The following is a 19429-nucleotide window of genomic DNA, read 5'->3' on the forward strand; positions in this document are numbered from 1 at the left end:
CCCGGCCCGTCGGCCGGTCGCACCCCGCCCGCACCCCGCCCGCTGAAGCATCCGCGGCCCCGGCCGCCCGACCACACGAGGCACACGCGCAGTGAACTGGGACGACGCCCCTCACGAAGACGGCTCTACGGGCCCCCACGGTCCTGACGACCCGTACGGCCCCGGCCTCGGCGCCACCGACGGAGCCGGCGCGGCGGACCGGCTCGTCGGCGCCGCGGCGGGCGACGAGGACCAGGCCGTCGAGGCGGCCCTGCGCCCGAAGTCGCTGCACGAGTTCGTCGGCCAGGAGCGGGTGCGCGAACAGCTCGACCTCGTCCTCACCGCGGCCCGGGCCCGCGGTGCCACCGCCGACCACGTCCTGCTCTCCGGCGCCCCCGGCCTCGGCAAGACCACCCTCTCGATGATCATCGCCGCCGAGATGCAGGCCCCGATCCGGATCACCTCCGGCCCGGCCATCCAGCACGCCGGTGACCTCGCGGCGATCCTCTCCTCCCTCCACGAGGGCGAGGTCCTCTTCCTCGACGAGATCCACCGCATGTCCCGGCCCGCCGAGGAGATGCTGTACATGGCCATGGAGGACTTCCGGGTCGACGTGATCGTCGGCAAGGGCCCGGGCGCCACCGCCATCCCCCTGGAGCTGCCGCCGTTCACCCTGGTCGGCGCGACCACCCGGGCCGGACTGCTGCCCCCGCCGCTGCGCGACCGCTTCGGCTTCACCGCGCACATGGAGTTCTACGACCCCGCCGAGCTGGAGCGGGTGATCCACCGCTCCGCCCAGCTGCTGGACGTGGAGATCGAAGCGGACGGCGCCGCCGAGATCGCCGGCCGCTCCCGCGGCACGCCCCGCATCGCCAACCGCCTGCTGCGCCGGGTGCGGGACTACGCGCAGGTCAAGGCGGACGGAGTGATCACCCGGGAGGTGGCCGCGCTCGCCCTCGGGGTGTACGAGGTCGACGGCCGCGGCCTCGACCGCCTCGACCGCGCCGTGCTCCAGGCACTGCTCAAGCTGTTCGGCGGCGGCCCGGTCGGACTGTCGACCCTGGCCGTGGCCGTGGGGGAGGAGCGGGAGACCGTCGAGGAGGTGGCCGAGCCCTTCCTCGTACGCGAGGGGCTGCTGGCGCGCACTCCGCGCGGCCGGGTCGCCACCCCCGCCGCCTGGGCGCACCTCGGGCTCACGCCCCCGGTGCAGTCCCCCGGCGCCGGCGGACAACAAGGGCTGTTCGGGGCGTGACGGCGCGGTACTGTCCGACTACGGAACTCCAGTGGGATGCTGGGCGTTGTTCCAGTGATGCGGACTCGCTTAGACTCCGCCGATGCCGCCCTTCCAGGTCGGCGTGCCCACCCCCGTAGATAGGCCGCCTCAGCGACGCGGTCGTGAAGGAAGTTTCTTCCCGTGAGTCTCCTGACTTTCCTCCCCTTCATCGTGCTCATCGGGGCCATGTTCCTGATGACGCGCTCCGCCAAGAAGAAGCAGCAGCAGGCCGCCAACATGCGCGACTCCATGCAGCCGGGCACCGGAGTGCGCACGATCGGGGGCATGTACGCCACCGTCAAGGAGATCAGCGACGACACCGTGCTCCTTGAGGTCGCCCCCGGCGTCCACGCCGTCTACGCGAAGAACGCCATCGGCGCGGTCCTCGACGACGACGAGTACAACCGCATCGTCCACGGCGACGTCCCCGGTGAGGAGATCCCGGCCGTGCCGGACGACGCCTCCTCGCTGACCGACGGGTCCGACGAGAGCCGCGTCGACCTCGGCAAGAAGGACGCCGACGCGGAGGCGACCGTGGACGCCGCCGAGGACGAGACCGTGTCCAAGGACAGCAAGACCGACGGCGAGAAGTAGCCATCAAGGGGACCGCCGGGGCACAGAGGGTGCCCCGCGGTCCCCTGGTCGTGTTGACTTCTGCGGGGGCCGGGCCCCACAACACTTCGTGGCCGCCCCTGCGCACACCCGGCGCGGGGCGGTTGGACAGGGAGAAACGAGAAGGTGGCAGCACCTAAGAGGGGCCGAAGGCCCGCGGGGGGTCAGGGGAGGCCGGGGCGCACCCTGGTCTTCATCCTGATCGCGATGGCCGCGCTGACGGGCGGGATGTTCTGGTCCGGAGAGACCACCCCACGCCTGGGCATCGACCTCGCGGGCGGTACGACGATCACGCTGAAGGCCAAGGCCGAGCCTGGCAAGGAAAGCGCGATCAACGAGACCAACATGAACACGGCGGTCGGCATCATCGAGCGCCGTGTCAATGGTCTCGGGGTCTCGGAGGCCGAGGTACAGACCCAGGGCCGCGAGAACATCATCGTCAACATCCCCAAGGGGACGGACTCGGAGCAGGCGCGCAAGCAGGTCGGCACCACCGCGCAACTGTTCTTCCGACCAGTCCTAGCCGTCGCTCCCGGAGGCCCCGCGGCCCCCCAGCCAAGCCCCTCGGCCTCCGCCGACGGCAAGGAGGACGGCCAAGACAAGGCGAACCCCTCCACCTCGCCCTCCGGATCCACGAGCGCCAAGCCCAGCACCGGCGCCACCACCCAGGGCCGCGCCGTCACCGACGGCCTGAAGGCGCCCTCGCCGTCGGCATCCGCCTCCGCGGACTCCGACAAGCCGTCGGACGGGGCCTCGCAGAGCCCCAAGACCGACCCGAGCACGCCCCCCGCCAACGCCGACATCGAGAAGCGCTTCGCCGCGCTGAACTGCGAGGACCCCAAGGCCCGCAGCGCCGCCGGCGACGCCGACCGCCCCGAGGACACCGTCGTCGCCTGCGGGAAGAACGGCGCGGGCCAGTGGGAGAAGTACGTGCTCGGCCCCGCCGAGGTCGACGGCAAGGACGTGGACGACGCCAAGGGCCAGCTGGACCAGCAGCGCGGCATGTGGATCGTCACCATGGACTTCACCAAGTCCGGCTCGAAGAAGTTCGAGAAGATCACCGGCAAGCTGTCCACCCAGCAGCCGCCGATGAACCAGTTCGCCATCGCGCTCGACGGCGAAGTCGTCTCGGCCCCCGAGGTGAAGCAGACCCTCAGCGCCAACGCCGAGATCTCCGGCAACTTCGACCAGGACTCCGCCCAGGACCTGGGCAACATCCTCTCCTACGGTGCGCTGCCGCTCTCCTTCGAGGAGCAGAGCGTCACCACCGTCAGCGCCGCCCTCGGCGGCGAGCAGCTGCGCGCCGGCCTCATCGCCGGCGCCATCGGCCTTGCGCTGGTCATCATCTACCTGGTGGCCTACTACCGCGGCCTGGCGCTGATCGCGATCCTCAGCCTGATGGCCTCCGCGATCCTCACCTACACCCTGATGTCCCTGCTCGGCCCGGCCATCGGCTTCGCGCTGAACCTCCCCGCGGTCTGCGGTGCCATCGTCGCCATCGGCATCACGGCCGACTCGTTCATCGTGTACTTCGAACGGGTCAGGGACGAGATCCGCGAGGGCCGCACCCTGCGCCCGGCGGTGCAGCGCGCCTGGCCGCGCGCCCGGCGCACGATCCTCGTCTCCGACTTCGTCTCCTTCCTCGCCGCCGCCGTGCTCTTCCTCGTCACCGTCGGCAAGGTCCAGGGCTTCGCGTTCACGCTCGGCCTGACCACCCTGCTCGACGTCGTCGTGGTGTTCTTCTTCACCAAGCCGCTGATGACGCTGGCCGCCCGCTCGAAGTTCTTCGGCAACGGCCACCCCTGGTCCGGGCTCGACCCCAAGCGGCTGGGCGTCCAGCCCCCGCTGCGCCGCACCCGTCGCACCCCCGCCCCCATCGACCCGAAGGAGGCGTGAGCATGTCGCGTCTCGGCACCATCGGCGCCCGGCTCTACCGCGGCGAGATCGGCTACGACTTCGTCGCCAAGCGCAAGTTCTGGTACGCGGTCTCGATACTGATCACCATCACGGCGATCGTCGGCCTCGCGGTGCGCGGGCTGAACATGGGCATCGAGTTCAAGGGCGGGGCCGTCTTCACCACCCCGAAGACCAGCGTCTCCGTCAGCGAAGCCCAGGAGTACGCGGAAGAGGCGTCCGGACACCAGGCCATCGTCCAGAAGCTGGGCAACGGGACCCTGCGCATCCAGGTCAGCGAGCTGGACACCGCCCAGGCCACCAAGGTCCAGAACGAGCTGGCCAAGGACCTGGACATCGCCGCCGACAAGATCGACGCCGAGCTGGTCGGCCCCAGCTGGGGAGAGCAGATCGCCAACAAGGCGTGGCAGGGCCTGGCGATCTTCATGGTCCTCGTGGTGATCTACCTCGCCATCGCCTTCGAATGGCGCATGGCACTCGCCGCCCTCATCGCCCTGATCCACGACCTCACCATCACCGTCGGGGTCTACGCCCTCGTCGGCTTCGAGGTCACCCCGGGCACGGTGATCGGTCTGCTCACCATCCTCGGCTACTCCCTCTACGACACCGTCGTCGTCTTCGACGGACTCAAAGAGGGCGCCAAGGACATCACCAAACAGACCCGCTTCACCTACAGCGAGCTGGCCAACCGCAGCCTCAACGGCACCCTGGTGCGCTCCATCAACACCACCGTCGTCGCGCTGCTCCCCGTCGCCGGCCTGCTCTTCATCGGCGGCGGCTTCCTGGGCGCCGGCATGCTGAACGACATCTCGCTCTCCCTCTTCGTCGGCCTCGCCGCCGGTGCGTACTCCTCGATCTTCATCGCGACCCCGCTGGTCGCCGACTTCAAGGAGCGCGACCCGCAGATGAAGGCGCTGCGCAAGCGGGTGCTCGCCAAGCGGGCCCGCGGCGAGCAGGAGGGTACGGAGGGCGAAGCCCCCGCCTCCGACGGACCGCAGGACACTGTCCCCGGTGATGCCGCGCCGGCCGTGGCCGGCGGCCCCGGCGTCGTCGGCCCGCGGGGTCGCGGCCGGGGCAAGTCCTCGGGGCGGCGCCGATGACCGCGGGCGTGCGCGAGCTGCTGCTCAGCCGGATCCGGGACGTCCAGGACTATCCGCAGCCGGGCGTGGTGTTCAAGGACATCACCCCCCTGCTCGCGGACCCGCAGGCGTTCACCGCCCTCACCGACGCCCTCACCGAGCTGTGCGTACGCCACGGCGCGACCAAGGTCGTCGGGCTGGAGGCGCGCGGGTTCATACTGGCCGCCCCCGTCGCGGTCCGCGCCGGCCTCGGCTTCGTCCCGGTCCGCAAGGCGGGCAAGCTCCCCGGAGCCACCCTCGCCCAGGCGTACGACCTGGAGTACGGCAGCGCCGAGATCGAGGTGCACGTCGAGGACCTGCGCCCCGGTGACCGGGTCATGGTCATCGACGACGTACTGGCCACCGGAGGCACCGCGGGCGCCGCGGCCGAGCTGATCCGGCGCGGCGGCGCCGAGGTCGCCGGCGTCGCCGTCCTGATGGAGCTCGGCTTCCTCGGCGGTCGCGACCGCCTGGAGCCGCTCCTCGACGGCGCGCCCCTGGAGTCGCTGCTCGCGCTCTGAGACCGGCCCGTACACAGCGGAAACAGCAGACCCCTGGGGCTCCGGGAATTCCGGAGCCCCAGGGGTCTGTTCCAGCCACGGGGGCGCAGGATCGGCCGGGTCGATACGATGGGCTCTCCGGACCTGTCCCGGGGGGACCCGGAACCGCACGAGGAGCGCTCTTGCCAGACGAGGCCCGTCCCGCCGCCGCACCGCACGGCCCCAAGGTCGAAAGGGCCGCAGCGGCCCCACCCGCGCCCGAGAAGAAGCCCGCCGAACGCACGGGCCAGGCGGCGCCCGAGCGTGCGAAGGGCACCGGCGCGACCTCCTCGTCCGCCCTGCGCTCCGCGCCCACCCCGTCCGCGGTGCGGCGCAGCACCACGACCGCCGGCACCTCCTGGTCCACCGGCGGCGGACAGCGCAGCGGAGGCTCGTCCAACCGGGTCCGCGCCCGCCTCGCCCGGCTCGGCGTGCAGCGCTCGTCCCCGTACAACCCCGTCCTGGAACCGCTGCTGCGGATCGTCCGCGGCAACGACCCCAAGATCGAGACCGCCACGCTCCGCCAGATCGAGAAGGCGTACCAGGTCGCGGAGCGCTGGCACCGCGGTCAGAAGCGCAAGAGCGGCGACCCGTACATCACCCACCCCCTCGCCGTCACCACCATCCTCGCCGAGCTCGGGATGGACCCCGCCACCTTGATGGCCGGGCTGCTGCACGACACCGTCGAGGACACCGAGTACGGCCTCGACACCCTCCGTCGCGACTTCGGCGACCAGGTCGCCCTGCTCGTCGACGGCGTCACCAAGCTGGACAAGGTCAAGTTCGGCGAGGCGGCGCAGGCGGAGACCGTGCGCAAGATGGTCGTCGCCATGGCGAAGGACCCCAGGGTCCTGGTGATCAAGCTCGCGGACCGGCTCCACAACATGCGCACCATGCGCTACCTCAAGCGGGAGAAGCAGGAGAAGAAGGCCCGCGAGACGCTGGAGATCTACGCCCCGCTGGCGCACCGGCTGGGCATGAACACCATCAAGTGGGAGCTGGAGGACCTCGCCTTCGCGATCCTCTACCCCAAGATGTACGACGAGATCGTGCGGCTGGTGGCCGAGCGCGCGCCCAAGCGCGACGAGTACCTGGCCATAGTGACCGACGAGGTCCAGTCCGACCTGCGCGCCGCCCGGATCAAGGCCACCGTGACCGGCCGGCCCAAGCACTACTACAGCGTGTACCAGAAGATGATCGTCCGCGGTCGGGACTTCGCGGAGATCTACGACCTGGTCGGCATCCGCGTCCTGGTCGACACCGTCCGGGACTGCTACGCCGCGCTCGGCACCGTCCACGCGCGGTGGAACCCGGTCCCCGGCCGGTTCAAGGACTACATCGCGATGCCGAAGTTCAACATGTACCAGTCGCTCCACACGACGGTCATCGGACCCAACGGCAAGCCGGTCGAGCTCCAGATCCGCACCTTCGACATGCACCGCCGCGCCGAGTACGGCATCGCCGCGCACTGGAAGTACAAGCAGGAGGCCGTCGCGGGCGCCTCCAAGGTGCGCACCGACGTGCCGAAGAAGTCCGGCAAGGACGACCACCTCAACGACATGGCGTGGCTGCGCCAGCTCCTGGACTGGCAGAAGGAGACCGAGGACCCCTCGGAGTTCCTGGAGTCGCTGCGCTTCGACCTCTCCCGCAACGAGGTCTTCGTCTTCACGCCCAAGGGCGACGTGATAGCGCTGCCCGCCGGCGCCACCCCCGTCGACTTCGCCTACGCCGTCCACACGGAAGTGGGCCACCGCACGATAGGGGCGCGGGTCAACGGCCGGCTCGTCCCGCTGGAGTCGACCCTCGACAACGGCGACCTGGTGGAGGTCTTCACCTCCAAGGCGGAGGGCGCCGGGCCGTCCCGCGACTGGCTGGGCTTCGTCAAGTCGCCCCGGGCCCGCAACAAGATCCGCGCCTGGTTCTCCAAGGAGCGCCGGGACGAGGCGATCGAGCAGGGCAAGGACGCCATCGTCCGCGCCATGCGCAAGCAGAACCTGCCGATCCAGCGGATCCTCACCGGGGACTCCCTCGTCACCCTCGCCCACGAGATGCGCTACCCGGACATCTCGTCGCTGTACGCGGCGATCGGCGAGGGCCACGTGGCCGCGCAGGGCGTCGTACAGAAGCTGGTGCAGGCGCTCGGCGGCGAGGAGGCCGCCACCGAGGACATCGCCGAGTCCGCGCCGCCGGCCCGGGGCCGCAGCGGCAAGCGCCGCTCGAACGCCGACCCCGGGGTCGTGGTCAAGGGCGTCGAGGACGTCTGGGTGAAGCTGGCGCGCTGCTGCACCCCGGTGCCCGGCGACCCGATCATCGGCTTCGTCACCCGCGGCAGCGGCGTGTCCGTGCACCGGGCCGACTGCGTCAACGTCGACTCCCTGTCGCAGCAGCCCGAGCGGATCCTCGACGTCGAGTGGGCACCCACCCAGTCGTCGGTCTTCCTCGTCGCGATCCAGGTCGAGGCGCTGGACCGGTCCCGGCTGCTGTCGGACGTCACCCGGGTCCTGTCCGACCAGCACGTCAACATCCTGTCGGCCGCGGTGCAGACCTCCCGCGACCGGGTGGCCACCTCGCGGTTCACCTTCGAGATGGGCGATCCCAAGCACCTCGGCCACGTCCTGAAGGCGGTCCGGGGCGTGGAGGGCGTGTACGACGTCTACCGGGTCACCTCGGCCCGGCGTCCCTGAGCGCCGCGAGCCAACGGGTTAACGCCGTGGGCCCCGCCTCTGTCACAGAGGCGGGGCCCACGGCGTCGTACGCGTCGTACGGATCGGGTCGGCGTCAGCCGCCGAACTCCTCCAGGCCCTTCAGCGCCTGGTCCAGCAGGGCCTGGCGGCCCTCCAGCTCCTTGGCGAGCTTGTCGGCCTTGGCGTTGTTGCCGGCGGCCCGCGCGGCGTCGATCTGGGTGCGGAGCTTGTCGACCGCTGCCTGGAGCTGGCCCGTCAGACCCGCGGCACGCGCCCGGGCCTCCGGGTTCGTCCGGCGCCACTCGTTGTCCTCGGACTCCTGGAGGGCGCGCTCCACCGCGTGCATCCGGCCCTCGACCCGGGCCCGGGCGTCCCGCGGCACGTGGCCGATGGCCTCCCAGCGCTCGTTGATCGCGCGGAACGCGGACCGGGCGGCCTTCAGGTCCGTCACCGGCACCAGCTTCTCCGCCTCGACCGCCAGCTCCTCCTTGAGCTTGAGGTTCTCCGCCTGCTCGGCGTCACGCTCGGCGAAGACCTCGCTGCGGGCCGCGAAGAAGACGTCCTGCGCACCGCGGAAGCGGTTCCACAGGTCCTCCTCGGCCTCCCGCTGCGCCCGGCCGGCCGCCTTCCAGTCCGCCATCAGCTCGCGGTAGCGGGCGGCGGTGGCGCCCCAGTCGGTGGAGCCGGAGAGCGCCTCGGCCTCGGAGACCAGCCGCTCCTTCGTCTTGCGGGCCTCCTCGCGCTGCGCGTCCAGCGAGGCGAAGTGCGCCTTGCGGCGCTTGGAGAACGCCGAGCGGGCGTGCGAGAAGCGGTGCCACAGCTCGTCGTCGGACTTCCGGTCCAGCCGGGGCAGGCCCTTCCAGGTGTCGACCAGGGCCCGCAGCCGCTCGCCGGCGGTGCGCCACTGCTCGCTCTGCGCCAGCTCCTCCGCCTCGGCGACCAGCTCCTCCTTGGCGCGGCGCGCCTCGTCGTGCTGCTTCGCCCGCTGGACCTTGCGCTCCTCGCGACGCTTGTCGACCGTCTCGACCAGGGCGTCGAGGCGCTTGCCCAGCGCGTCGAGGTCGCCCACGGCGTGGTGCTCGACCACCTGCTGGCGCAGGTGGTCGATCGCCGTCTGCGCGTCCTTGGCCGACAGGTCGGTGGTCTTCACCCTTCGTTCGAGGAGGCCGATCTCGACCACCAAGCCCTCGTACTTGCGCTCGAAATAGGCCAGGGCCTCCTCAGGGGTCCCGGCCTGCCACGAACCGACGACCTTCTCCCCGTCGGCAGTACGCACGTACACGGTGCCCGTCTCATCGACACGGCCCCACGGGTCGCTGCTCACAGCGCCTCCTCCACCTGATGCCGACGGAGGAGGTCCCCCGGGCATCGTCCACAGTTTCCTGGGGCGAGCTGCGCCCGCCCTGCACAACGCCAATCTAGGCGACCGGTCGCCCGGCTGTCCGCACTCAGCGCGCGCGAATTCCAACCCTCCCGCGCCGGGGCGGCCACCCGGGGCGCACCGGGGTCGCCCGGACCGTCACCCCTTGCTCACGGCCGCCTTCTCGACGGTGACCGCCGACTTCGGCGCCCCGTCGCCGCTGCCGCCCTCGACACCCGCCTCGGCGACCTTCTGCACGGCCTTGAGCCCCGCCGCGTCCATCTTTCCGAACGGCGTGTACGACGGCGGCAGCTTGGTGTCCTTGTAGACCAGGAAGAACTGGCTGCCGCCGGAGTTCGGCGCCCCGGTGTTGGCCATCGCCACGGTCCCCGCCGGGAAGGTCACCTTGCCGTCCGCGCCCGCCTTGCCGAGCGCGCCCAGGTTCTCGTCGGGGATGTTGTAGCCGGGGCCGCCCGTGCCGGTGCCCTTCGGGTCGCCGCACTGGAGCACGAAGATGCCCTGCGTGGTCAGCCGATGGCACTTCGTGCCGTTGAAGTAGCCCTTGTCGGCGAGCGACTTGAAGGAGTTCACCGTCCGCGGCGTCTTCGCGGCCTCCATCGCGACCGCGACGGGGCCCTGATTGGTCTCCAACGTCATCGTGTACGGGGCCTTGGCGTCGATCGCCATCTTCGGCTCCGGGACCTTCGGCTCCTCCGGCTGGGGGCTCGGGGGCGTCTGCGTGCTCTGGTCCGCCGCCGTCTGCTGGTCGGCCTTGTCGCCGTTGTCGTCGCTGCCGACGATCGACGCGGCGGCCACCGCACCGCTGATCAGCACCACGACCACCGCCGCGGCGACGGCGGAGTTGCGCTGCTTGCGTCTGCGGGCCGCTGCGCGGCGCTGCTGCTGACGCTCGAACTTCTCGCGGGCCAGCTGCCGGCGCCGCTGATCGCTGTTGACCACCGAGTTCCGCTCCTCTTCAGCGCTCTTCAGTCTCGTCGGTGTACTTGGGTACCTGGGTACGTGGGTGCCAAGAACGTGCGTACGCGTCGGAACGTCGCGCGTGCCCGTACCGTATACGGGTTGGCTGTGCGAGCAGCAGGGCCGGTAGGCTCTGACCTGTTGCTTGTCTGCGCAACGGCCCATCCCCGACCCGATGAGGACGAACGTGCTGATTGCCGGGTTCCCCGCAGGGGCCTGGGGGACCAACTGCTATCTGGTCGCCCCCGCCGCTGGCGAGGAGTGCGTGATCGTCGACCCAGGTCACCAGGCCGCCGACGGCGTCGCCGAGACCGTGGCCAAGCACCGGCTCAAGCCGGTCGCCGTCGTCCTCACGCACGGCCACATCGACCACGTGGCCTCGGTCGTCCCGGTGTGCGGCGCCCACGACGTGCCCGCCTGGATCCACCCGTCCGACCGGTACATGATGAGCGACCCGGAGAAGGCGCTCGGACGCTCCTTCGGGGCCCGGCTCATGGGCGAGCTCACCGTCGGCGAACCGTCCGACGTGCACGAGTTGACCGACGGCGCGAAGCTCGACCTCGCAGGTCTGGAGCTGACCGTCTCCCACGCCCCCGGCCATACCAAGGGGTCGGTGACGTTCGGGACGCCCGAGACCGGTGACGTACCGCCGGTCCTCTTCTCGGGCGACCTGATCTTCGCCGGCTCCGTCGGACGCACCGACCTGCCCGGGGGCGACCAGGGCGAGCTGCTCGAATCGCTGGCACGCGTGTGCCTGCCGCTCGACGACTCGACCGTGGTCCTGTCGGGACACGGTCCCCAGACGACCATCGGCCGCGAACGCACCACCAACCCCTATCTGCGGGCGGTGGCGACCGGCCTCGGGAGCACGGACGCTCCCCGACGAGGAATGTGAACGAAGAGGCTTTCGTGAGTACCTTCAAGGCCCCCAAGGGCACCTACGACCTGCTGCCGCCCGACTCCGCGACCTTCCTCGCGGTCCGGGAGGCGCTGGCCGCGCCGCTGCGGAACTCCGGCTACGGCTACGTCGAAACCCCCGGATTCGAGGACGTCGAACTCTTCGCCCGCGGGGTGGGCGAGTCCACCGACATCGTCACCAAGGAGATGTACACCCTCACCACCAAGGGCGGCAGCCACCTCGCGCTGCGCCCCGAGGGCACCGCCTCCGTGCTGCGCGCCGCGCTGGAAGCCAATCTGCACAAGCAGGGCTCGCTGCCGGTGAAGCTCTGGTACTCCGGCTCGTACTACCGCTACGAGCGCCCTCAGGCCGGCCGCTACCGCCACTTCTCGCAGGTCGGCGCCGAGGCCATCGGCGCCGAGGACCCGGCGCTGGACGCCGAGCTGATCATCCTGGCGGACCAGGCGTACCGCTCGCTGGGGCTGCGCGATTTCCGGATCCTGCTGAACTCGCTGGGCGACCAGGAGTGCCGGCCCCGCTACCGCGAGGCGCTGGTGGCCTTCCTGCTCGGCCTCGACCTCGACGAGGAGACCCGGCGCCGGATCGACATCAACCCGCTGCGGGTCCTCGACGACAAGCGACCCGAGGTGCGCAAGCAGCTCGTGGACGCGCCGGTGCTCCGCGACCACCTGTGCGAGAGCTGCCTGGCGTACCACAAGGAGGTCAGGGAGCTGCTCCTGGAGGAGGGCGTCTCCTTCGAGGACGACGACCGCCTCGTGCGCGGTCTGGACTACTACACCCGCACCACCTTCGAGTTCGTCCACGACGGCCTCGGCTCGCAGTCCGCGGTCGGCGGCGGCGGGCGGTACGACGGCCTGTCGGAGATGATCGGCGGCCCCGCGCTGCCGTCCGTGGGCTGGGCCCTCGGGGTCGACCGCACGGTGCTGGCGCTCCAGGCGGAGGGCGTCGCGCTCGATGTGCCGCCGGCCACCAGCGTGTACGCGGTCCCGCTCGGCGAGGAGGCCCGGCGGGTGCTGTTCGGCGTGGTCACCCGGCTGCGTAAGGAAGGCGTCGCCGCGGACTTCGCGTACGGCGGCCGGGGGCTGAAGGGCGCCATGAAGGCGGCCAACCGCAGCGGGGCCCGGTACGCGATCGTCGCCGGTGAGCGCGATCTGGCGGAGGGCCACGTCCAGCTGAAGGACATGGAGTCCGGGGAGCAGAACCCGGTGCCGCTGTCGGACGTGGCCGAGGCGGTCCGGCGCAAGCTGGCGTGAGGGCGCGGGGCCCGCGGGACGAGGTGACGCCTCGTTCCGCGGGCCCGCGTCACAGCAGTTCCCAGCGCATCGCCCGGGTCACCGCCGCCGTACGGTCGTCCACCTCCAACTTCCCGAAGATCCGCAGCAGATGCGTCTTCACCGTGGACTCGCCGATGTACAGCCGTCGGCCGATCTCCGCGTTCGTGTGCCCCTCCGCCACCAGCCGCAGCACCGCCGTCTCCCGCTCCGACAGATGGGGGCGCTCGGGTCGGTCCCGGAGCCGGTCCACGAGCCGGGTGGCGACCGAGGGCGCGAGGACGGTCTCGCCGCGCGCGGCGGCCCGGATCGCCCCGGCGAGCTCGTCGCGGGCGAGGTCCTTGAGCAGATAGCCGGCGGCGCCCGCGGCGACTGCGCGCAGGATGTCGGAGTCCGCCTCGTACGTGGTGAGGACGATGACCCGGCAGGGCAGCCCGGCCGACCGCATCCGGCTGATCGACTCGACGCCCGAGCCGCCCGGCATCCGCAGGTCCATCAGGACGATGTCGGGCCGCAACCGGGCGCTCAGCGCTTCGGCCTGCGGGCCGCTGGACGCCTCGCCGACCACTTCCAGGTCGGGCTCCGAACCGAGCATGCCGCGCAGCCCCTCGCGGACCACGGGGTGGTCGTCGACCAGCAGGATCCGGATCATCGAAGGCCCTCCTCGGGGCGGCGGGGCGGCGGAATCGGCAGGGTGACGGAGACGGTGGTGCCCCGGCCTGGTGCGCTGTCCACCTCGGCCCGGCCGCCGACCTCGGCCGCCCGGGCGCGCAGGCCCTGGAGCCCGAAGCCCGCCGGGGGTGCGGTGGTGTCGAAGCCCCGACCGGTGTCGTGGACGCGCAGCCGTAGCTCGTCGTCCGTGCGGTCGAGGTCGATGGCCACCTCGGCGTCGGCGCCGGCGTGCTTGGCGGCGTTGGTCAGGGCCTCCTGACAGGCGCGCAGCGCCACCAGCTCCAGGGGTGCCGTCAGGGGGCCTCCGGTGCCGGTCACCGTCACCCGGGCGGGCGCGGTGTGCCGCTCGGCGAGCCGGCGCAGTGCGTCGGGCAGGGAGCTGCCGTCGAGCTCGGCCGGGGCGCCCCCGGCGACCAGCGCCCGGGCTTCGGCGAGGTTCTGGCGCGCGGTCCGCGCCATCAGCCCCAGATGGCGCCGGGCCCCTTCGGGGTCGCGGTCGAGTTCCCCCTCCACGGCCTGGACGAGCATCAGCAAGCTGGTGAAGCCCTGGGCGAGGGTGTCGTGGATCTCCCGGGACATCCGCTCCCGTTCTTTGAGCGCCCCGTGGGCCGCGCAGAGCTGGGCCAACTCCTCGCGCCGGCGCTCCAACTCGGCGATCAGCTCCGCCCGCTCCCGGCTCTGGTCGATGACCTGCATGATCCAGTGGCCGAAGACGGCGGAGAAGGCGAGCGCGGTGGCCGCCGACAGGAAGCCGAAGAGCAGGGTGCGCGCGGGCGGGCCGCTCCACACCGCCCAGGCCGCCACCGGCACCACGGTCACCAGCGTCGCGATCATCAGCGCCGCGCGCATCCGCAGCAGCATGAAGCACTGCGGCAGCAGGGCGAAGACGGCGAGTTTGATGTCGGCCACCATCGTCGCGGGCGGCACGTAGAGGGCGACGGCCCCGACGACGTAGATCCGCGTCTGCCGTTCGTCGACCTCCCGGCGCGCCAACTGGGGCCGCCCGAAGACCAGGTACCACGGCATCAGCAGCGCCAAGAACCCCGCCGCGACCAGTCGCTGAGCCGGGGAGTGGTCGGCCGTGGTGAGGGTGACGACGAGGGCGGTCACCCACACCACGGCGAAGTAGACGTCCCACGCGCGGCTGGTGCGCTCCCACACGTGAGCGGCGCCGTCACGGGCGCCGGGGGTCATCGACCGTCGTTGCTCTTCCAGCGGAACGTCAGCAGACACAGCACCAGTCCTCCGATGCACCACGCGCCCAGGACCAGTGCGACGGTCCCGAACTCCGAGGAGCCGCCGCGCTCCAGCACCCGGGCGGACTCCGGTAGGAACACCCCCCGCAGCCCCTGGACCATCCACTTCAACGGGAAGAGTGCCGCGACGTTCAGCATCCAGTCGGAGAGGCTGGTGATCACGATATACACCCCGGAGATGAACTGGAGGACCTGGAACGGCAGCGTGACGACGGAGGACGCACTCTGCGCCGACTTGGGGACGCTGCTGATCGCAATGCCCAGCAGGGTGCACGAGGTCAGCCCGAGGACGAAGATCCAACCGAACGTGAACCAGTCGCCCGCCCCCGACGGGAGGTCGACGTCGTAGAGGTGGCTGCCGACGGCGAGCAGGGCCGCGGTCTCCAGCACGCCGGTGACCAGGACCAGCCAGATCTTGCCGAAGAAGTACGCGGCCGGCGGCATCGGCGTGCCCTGGAGCCGGCGGAGCTGCTTCGACTCCCGCTCGACGGCGATCGAGACGCCGAGCGACTGGAAGCTGGTGGACATGATGCCAGCGGCGATCATCGCCGGGACGTACAGCTGGGCCGCGGTGACGCCGCCGGGCTTCTGGTCGTCACCGAAGACGGACGCGAAGAGCACCAGCAGCACGATGGGGAACGCGAAGGTGAAGACGGCCTGTTCGCGCTGGCGGAAGAAGGTCCGCACCTCAAGGGAGCCGCGCAGCAGGCCCAGCCGCCAGGCGCCGGGCAGCGGGAGAGCTTCGCCGCGGGCGGCGGGCGGCACGGATGCGGGGTGTCGGGAGTGGGTGCGCTTCACGACGCACCGCCCGGGATCGTGCCGGCGGGGCGGCCGGCGTCGTCCTGCTCGGTGAGCCGGAGGTACACGTCCTCCAGGGTGGGGCGGGTGATCGTGAGCCCGGGCGGTTCGGCCCCCAGGCGCTGCACGAGGTCGACGACGGTACGGGCGGGTGTGGTGGTGTGCTCGTGGCGCGTGGTGCCGTCCCGGTCGGTCCAGGAGACCTGCGCCCGCGATCCGTACTGCTCGCGCAGGAGGACGGTGTTGCCCTCGGCGACGACCCTGCCCCGGGACATCACCGCGATCCGGTCGGCGAGCGCTTCGGCCTCGTCGAGGTAGTGGGTGGTGAGCACGATGGTGGTGCCCTCGTCGGCCAGCATGCGGATCAGGGACCAGAACTGCCGTCGGGCCGCGGGGTCGAAGCCCGTCGTGGGCTCGTCGAGGAGCAGCAGTTCGGGGCGGCCGATCACGCCGAGTGCCACGTCCAACCGGCGCCGCTGACCGCCGGAGAGCGCCCCGACGCGGCTGTTCGCCTTCTGCTGGAGGCCCACCAGCTCGATCACCTCGGCGGGGTCGCGCGGGGCGGGGTAGTAGTGCGCGAAGTGCGACACCGTCTCCCGTACCGTCAACTCGGCGGGCGCCGATTCATCCTGCCAGACGACGCCAATTCGAGACCGCCAACGACGATTTCCAGCCGCGGGGTCGCAGCCGAGGACCGTGACCTCGCCCCCGTCCCTGCTGCGATGGCCCTGGAGGATCTCCACCGTGGTCGTCTTGCCGGCGCCGTTCGGCCCCAGCAGCCCGAACACCTCACCACGACGGATGCCCAGGTCCAGCTCGTCGACCGCCGTCACGCCGCCGTAGCGCTTGTGGAGTCCGGTCACGCTCACCGCGAGTTCTCTCATGACCCCCACCCTGCTCACGGAGCGTGGGAACCGGTACGACCGTGTGTTCATCGCCTTGTCCATCGAACGATGGACACCCAGGTCCGTGCGGCACAATGACCCTGCCCAAGGGCGGACGACGCTACTTTGAAGACACCCCCTAGCAGGCCAACGGCGAGGACGAACGGCGAGAGCGATATGGCGACAGCGACGGTGGGCGACGACGTGACCACGGACGAGCAGACGGACGACACCCCGACTGCGATCGGCGGCAGTCGTCCCTTGGCCTGGCTCCTGGTGATCACGGGTGCGGCGGGGCTGCTCGCCGCGTGGGTCATCACGCTCGACAAGTACAAGCTGCTCGAAGACCCCTCGTTCACCCCGGGCTGCAGCCTGAACCCGGTGGTCTCCTGCGGCAACATCATGAAGAGCGAACAGGCGTCGGTGTTCGGCTTCCCGAACCCGATGCTGGGCCTCGTCGCCTACTCCATGGTGATCGCGATCGGCGTCGGACTGCTCGCCGGCGCCCGCTACCGCCGCTGGTACTGGCTCGGCCTGAACGCCGGCTGCCTCTTCGGCGTCGTCTTCTGCATGTGGCTGATGTACCAGTCGCTGTACAACATCAGCTCGCTCTGCCTGTGGTGCTCGCTGGCCTGGGCCGCCACCATCGTTATGTTCTGCTACGTCACCGTGCACAACGTCCGGCACCGGATCATCAAGGTCCCCGAGGGGCTGCGGCGCGGCCTCATGGAGTTCCACTGGATGCCGCCGGTGCTGTGGATCGGGATCATCGGCATGCTGATCCTGACCCGCTGGTGGGACTTCTGGACCAGCTGAACCGAACCCCGCGGCACCGTCGGCCCGGCCCCCGCCCGGGGGCCGGGCCGACCGCGTTGTCAGTGGGCTGACATAGGCTGCTGAGCGTGGAGCCCGACCTCTTTACCGCCGCCGCCGAAGAACGCCAGGAGAAGGACCCGTCCAGCAGCCCCCTGGCCGTGCGGATGCGCCCGCGCAGCCTGGACGAAGTGGTCGGCCAGCAGCACCTGCTCAAGCCCGGCTCTCCGCTGCGCCGGCTCGTCGGCGAGAGCGGGAAGGGCCCGGCCGGAGCGTCGTCCGTGATCCTGTGGGGCCCGCCGGGCATCGGCAAGACGACCCTGGCGTACGTGGTGTCCCAGGCGACCGACAAGCGCTTCACCGAGCTGTCGGCGATCACCGCGGGCGTCAAGGAGGTGCGGGCGGTCATCGAGGGCGCCCGCCGGGCCGCCGGCGGCTTCGGCAAGGAGACGGTCCTCTTCCTCGACGAGATCCACCGCTTCTCCAAGGCCCAGCAGGACTCCCTGCTCCCCGCCGTGGAGAACCGCTGGGTCACCCTGATCGCCGCGACCACCGAGAACCCCTACTTCTCCGTGATCTCCCCGCTGCTCTCCCGCTCCCTGCTGCTGACGCTGGAGCCGCTGACCGACGACGACCTGAAGGGCCTGCTGCGCCGCGCGCTCACCGCGGAGCGGGGCCTGGCCGGTTCCGTCGGACTCGGCGCGGACGCCGAGGCGCATCTGCTGCGCATCGCCGGGGGCGACGCGCGCCGGGCGCTGACCGCCCTGGAGGCCGCGGCCGGCGCCGCGCTCGACAAGGGCGAGCAGGAGATCTCCCTGCTGACGGTGGAGGAGACCGTCGACCGCGCCGCGGTGAAGTACGACCGCGACGGCGATCAGCACTACGACGTGGCCAGTGCGCTGATCAAGTCGATCCGCGGCTCGGACGTGGACGCCGCCCTGCACTACCTGGCCCGCATGATCGAGGCGGGGGAGGACCCCCGGTTCATCGCGCGCCGGCTGATGATCTCCGCCAGCGAGGACATCGGGCTCGCCGATCCCACCGCGCTGCCCACGGCGGTCGCAGCCGCCCAGGCGGTGGCCATGATCGGGTTCCCGGAGGCGGCGCTGACCCTGAGCCACGCCACCATCGCGCTCGCGCTCGCCCCGAAGTCGAACGCCGCGACCACGGCCATCGGCGCGGCCCTCGCCGACGTGCGCGCCGGACTCGCCGGCCCGGTGCCCCAGCATCTTCGCGACGGCCACTACAAGGGCGCGAAGGCCCTCGGCCACGCCCAGGGCTACGTCTATCCGCACGACGTGCCCGGCGCCATCGCCGCCCAGCAGTACGCCCCCGACGCCGTCCACGGCAAGACGTACTACGAACCCACGCGCTACGGCGCCGAGGCGCGGTACGCGGACGTGGTGGAGCGGGTGCGGGAGCGGCTGCGCGGCAGTTGAATCTCCCAGAGCGGCGGCGCTCGGCGTGCGGTGGCGAAGCGTGTGGTGGCGAAGCGTGCGGCGGCGCTCAGTGTGCGGCGGCCTCGAAGAGCAGGTGCATCGCACGGCGCAGCTCGACCACGTCCCGCACCGGCTCGGGGAAGTCGAAGCGGGCGTCGAAGCACCGGTCCCCGGTGAAGCGCACCCGCAGCCCGAACCGGTCGAGCGCGAGCGGCACGGCGCGCAGCCCCCGCGCCCGCTGCTCGGCCGCCGCCCCCGAGGGGTCCTGCGCCCGCTCGCCCAGCAGCGCGCACAGCTCCTGCACCTGCGGGCCGTGCGCCGCGTGCAGGTGCTGGAGCAGCTCGGTCTCATGGGCCACGAGGGGGTCGGGCAGGGCCCGGGCGAAGTCCTCCGGGTCCACGGCGGAGGCGCCCCACAGGTCGTCCACGGACAGCTCGCCCACTTCGAGGCGGAGCATCATCCCGCCCGGTTCGGCGAGCCCGGGGGCGCGGGTGAGCCAGCCCGAGGCCCAGGCGCGACCGCGGATGCGGTGGGGCACGGCGACCGGCGCCACGTCCGTGACCTCCAGCACCGCGGACAGCTCGTCGTCCTGGGCGTGCGTGGCGGCGCGCACCACGGGGGAGTCGGCGGGGAAGAGCAGGAACACCTCGCCGTCGCAGCCCACCACGCGCGCCTGCGGGGCGAGGAGCTCCTGCGGGATGCCATCCAGGCCCGGGACGAGCAGCACGGCCGAGCATGTACTCTGTACGAGAGTTCGTGTGCGCTCGGCTGCTGACGGCATCCGAGTGATATCAAGCCCGCTGGGACGCGGCTGACCATGAGCTGATCGGACCTCCGTCGCCTCGACGCTCCTCTGAGCAGCGTCGGCTTCTTTTGTGCTGTCCGTGATGCGCTTGGTGTTCCCAGGGCGAGACATGCGA

At 71.4% G+C, this 19429-nt stretch carries 17 protein-coding genes; 10 read left to right on the forward strand and 7 right to left on the reverse strand.

Features of this window, described 5'->3' with window-relative positions:
- Nucleotides 1–91: 91 nt before the first annotated feature.
- From ruvB to ABZ842_RS25145, 6 genes are all read left to right on the forward strand, one after another.
- Nucleotides 92–1231, forward strand: a complete 1140-nt coding sequence (gene ruvB, locus ABZ842_RS25120) for a Holliday junction branch migration DNA helicase RuvB (RefSeq protein WP_361540778.1) — start codon at nt 92–94, stop codon at nt 1229–1231.
- Nucleotides 1232–1393: 162 nt separating this feature from the next.
- Entirely contained in the window at nt 1394–1846 is a 453-nt protein-coding gene (gene yajC, locus ABZ842_RS25125) for a preprotein translocase subunit YajC (RefSeq protein ID WP_361540781.1), read from the forward strand.
- 144 nt (nt 1847–1990) lie between these two features.
- Complete coding sequence (gene secD, locus ABZ842_RS25130) at nt 1991–3760, forward strand: protein translocase subunit SecD (protein WP_361540784.1); 1770 nt, start codon at nt 1991–1993, stop codon at nt 3758–3760.
- 2 nt (nt 3761–3762) lie between these two features.
- Entirely contained in the window at nt 3763–4878 is a 1116-nt protein-coding gene (gene secF / locus ABZ842_RS25135; RefSeq protein WP_361541102.1) for a protein translocase subunit SecF, read from the forward strand.
- Complete coding sequence (locus ABZ842_RS25140; protein ID WP_361540787.1) at nt 4875–5417, forward strand: adenine phosphoribosyltransferase; 543 nt, start codon at nt 4875–4877, stop codon at nt 5415–5417. The genes secF and ABZ842_RS25140 overlap by 4 nt, the downstream gene beginning before the upstream one ends.
- Before the next feature lie 161 nt (nt 5418–5578).
- The gene (locus ABZ842_RS25145) at nt 5579–8119 is read left to right on the forward strand and encodes a bifunctional (p)ppGpp synthetase/guanosine-3',5'-bis(diphosphate) 3'-pyrophosphohydrolase (protein ID WP_361540790.1); all 2541 of its coding nucleotides are present in this window, start codon (nt 5579–5581) and stop codon (nt 8117–8119) included.
- A 94-nt stretch (nt 8120–8213) separates the two neighbouring features.
- Here the strand turns inward: ABZ842_RS25145 and ABZ842_RS25150 are convergent, their stop codons facing one another.
- Both ABZ842_RS25150 and ABZ842_RS25155 read right to left on the reverse strand, forming a co-directional pair.
- Entirely contained in the window at nt 8214–9443 is a 1230-nt protein-coding gene (locus ABZ842_RS25150; protein WP_361540793.1) for a DUF349 domain-containing protein, read from the reverse strand.
- A 195-nt stretch (nt 9444–9638) separates the two neighbouring features.
- Nucleotides 9639–10439, reverse strand: a complete 801-nt coding sequence (locus tag ABZ842_RS25155; RefSeq protein WP_361540796.1) for a peptidylprolyl isomerase — start codon at nt 10437–10439, stop codon at nt 9639–9641.
- A gap of 205 nt (nt 10440–10644) precedes the next feature.
- Here ABZ842_RS25155 and ABZ842_RS25160 point away from each other — a divergent pair, with 205 nt between their 5' ends.
- Together ABZ842_RS25160 and hisS are read left to right on the forward strand one after the other, a co-directional pair.
- The gene (locus ABZ842_RS25160; protein ID WP_361540799.1) at nt 10645–11352 is read left to right on the forward strand and encodes an MBL fold metallo-hydrolase; all 708 of its coding nucleotides are present in this window, start codon (nt 10645–10647) and stop codon (nt 11350–11352) included.
- A 14-nt stretch (nt 11353–11366) separates the two neighbouring features.
- Nucleotides 11367–12629: a histidine--tRNA ligase gene (gene hisS / locus ABZ842_RS25165; protein ID WP_361540802.1), complete on the forward strand. Its 1263-nt coding sequence runs from the start codon at nt 11367–11369 to the stop codon at nt 12627–12629.
- Between the two features lie 49 nt (nt 12630–12678).
- Here the strand turns inward: hisS and ABZ842_RS25170 are convergent, their stop codons facing one another.
- Genes ABZ842_RS25170 through ABZ842_RS25185 form a run of 4 tightly spaced genes read right to left on the reverse strand, consistent with a single transcriptional unit; the run spans nt 12679 to nt 16257 of the window.
- Nucleotides 12679–13299, reverse strand: coding sequence for a response regulator transcription factor (locus ABZ842_RS25170; RefSeq protein WP_361540805.1), 621 nt, complete (start codon nt 13297–13299; stop codon nt 12679–12681).
- Entirely contained in the window at nt 13296–14552 is a 1257-nt protein-coding gene (locus ABZ842_RS25175) for a sensor histidine kinase (RefSeq protein ID WP_361540808.1), read from the reverse strand. Before ABZ842_RS25175 ends, ABZ842_RS25170 begins: the two co-directional genes overlap by 4 nt.
- On the reverse strand, nt 14510–15340 hold the full coding sequence (locus ABZ842_RS25180) for an ABC transporter permease (protein ID WP_361541105.1): 831 nt from the start codon (nt 15338–15340) through the stop codon (nt 14510–14512). Before ABZ842_RS25180 ends, ABZ842_RS25175 begins: the two co-directional genes overlap by 43 nt.
- A 29-nt stretch (nt 15341–15369) precedes the next feature.
- Complete coding sequence (locus tag ABZ842_RS25185; RefSeq protein WP_361540811.1) at nt 15370–16257, reverse strand: ABC transporter ATP-binding protein; 888 nt, start codon at nt 16255–16257, stop codon at nt 15370–15372.
- A gap of 177 nt (nt 16258–16434) precedes the next feature.
- On the opposite strand from ABZ842_RS25185, the gene ABZ842_RS25190 reads away from it, so the two are divergent.
- Together ABZ842_RS25190 and ABZ842_RS25195 are read left to right on the forward strand one after the other, a co-directional pair.
- The gene (locus ABZ842_RS25190; RefSeq protein ID WP_361540814.1) at nt 16435–17073 is read left to right on the forward strand and encodes a vitamin K epoxide reductase family protein; all 639 of its coding nucleotides are present in this window, start codon (nt 16435–16437) and stop codon (nt 17071–17073) included.
- Between the two features lie 86 nt (nt 17074–17159).
- Nucleotides 17160–18509: a replication-associated recombination protein A gene (locus tag ABZ842_RS25195; RefSeq protein WP_361540817.1), complete on the forward strand. Its 1350-nt coding sequence runs from the start codon at nt 17160–17162 to the stop codon at nt 18507–18509.
- A 67-nt stretch (nt 18510–18576) separates the two neighbouring features.
- Here the strand turns inward: ABZ842_RS25195 and ABZ842_RS25200 are convergent, their stop codons facing one another.
- Nucleotides 18577–19290 (reverse strand): DUF2470 domain-containing protein, encoded by a 714-nt coding sequence (locus ABZ842_RS25200; protein WP_361540820.1) that lies wholly within the window; start codon nt 19288–19290, stop codon nt 18577–18579.
- Nucleotides 19291–19429: the final 139 nt, after the last annotated feature.

Origin of the sequence: Streptomyces sp. NPDC047315, from assembly GCF_040643215.1 — a bacterium.
Taxonomy (GTDB): Bacteria; Actinomycetota; Actinomycetes; order Streptomycetales; family Streptomycetaceae; genus Streptomyces.

Excerpts from the sequence above, each read along its gene's own strand:
- ABZ842_RS25200 (WP_361540820.1), bottom strand. The coding sequence starts at position 19,290 with ATGCCGTCAGCAGCCGAGCGCACACGAACTCTCGTACAGAGTACATGC.
- ABZ842_RS25140 (WP_361540787.1), top strand. The coding sequence starts at position 4,875 with ATGACCGCGGGCGTGCGCGAGCTGCTGCTCAGCCGGATCCGGGACGTC.
- ABZ842_RS25185 (WP_361540811.1), bottom strand. The coding sequence starts at position 16,257 with ATGAGAGAACTCGCGGTGAGCGTGACCGGACTCCACAAGCGCTACGGC.
- ABZ842_RS25170 (WP_361540805.1), bottom strand. The coding sequence starts at position 13,299 with ATGATCCGGATCCTGCTGGTCGACGACCACCCCGTGGTCCGCGAGGGG.
- ABZ842_RS25190 (WP_361540814.1), top strand. The coding sequence starts at position 16,435 with ATGGCGACAGCGACGGTGGGCGACGACGTGACCACGGACGAGCAGACG.
- secF (WP_361541102.1), top strand. The coding sequence starts at position 3,763 with ATGTCGCGTCTCGGCACCATCGGCGCCCGGCTCTACCGCGGCGAGATC.